The 593-nt window shown below is 61.6% G+C and carries 1 protein-coding gene; it reads right to left on the bottom strand.

Annotation, left to right across the window (positions count from 1 at the left end; translation table 11 throughout):
- Window positions 1-32 precede the first annotated feature (32 nt).
- Window positions 33-575, bottom strand: a complete 543-nt coding sequence (locus tag AC5RV1_RS21360) for an NADPH-dependent FMN reductase (RefSeq protein WP_493995954.1) — start codon at window positions 573-575, stop codon at window positions 33-35.
- Window positions 576-593 lie beyond the last annotated feature (18 nt).

Genomic DNA, 593 nt, shown 5'->3' with positions numbered 1-593 from the left:
GTGTGTCTCCTAGTTGTGACGGATCAACACGGTTAAGCGGAAGGGATGCTGACGCGCAGGGCGGTGGCAACGTTGCCGAGCCGGCGCAGGTTCGCGGCGTATTCGTCGGCGGCGTTCTGGACGACCTCGTCGAGGTGGTCCATCTGGCCGGTGACGAAGTAGAACCCGCGTCCTGGTACGGTCGCGCCGAGTTCAACGAGCAGTGGTGCCAGGTTGACCGTGGGGCCCATGGAGTGGGTCTGGTCGGCGCCGGTCATGACCGGGATGGCTGTCACTCCTGCCAGTGCGTTGGCGGGGTAGCGATCAAGGAAGGCCTTCAGAAGCCCGGTGTAGGTTGCCTTGTAGGTGGGTGAGGCGAAAACCGCCACATCACTGGCAGCGACACTGGCGTTCAGCGCAGCCATTTTCTCGCTGGGCCACGCGAAGATCTCCTCGACGTGTTCTGCGAGGTCAATGACCTCCACCTCGTAGGAGCCGGCCTCGAGCAATTTCTCAACGAGGGTCTGGGCTACCTTCAGGGTGCGGGACTGCGGCTTGGGATTGCCGGCAATGATCGAAACCTTGAGCGTCATCATTTCTCACTAACTGTGTTG

Source organism: Arthrobacter sp. Hb9-2 (genome assembly GCF_059091165.1).
The sequence above is the reverse complement of the archived record's forward strand: the minus strand, read 5'-3'. Positions and strand labels throughout refer to the sequence as shown.

What these genes read in the sequence shown, in the direction of transcription:
- AC5RV1_RS21360 (WP_493995954.1), bottom strand. Translation starts at nt 575, where the DNA reads ATGATGACGCTCAAGGTTTCGATCATTGCCGGCAATCCCAAGCCGCAG.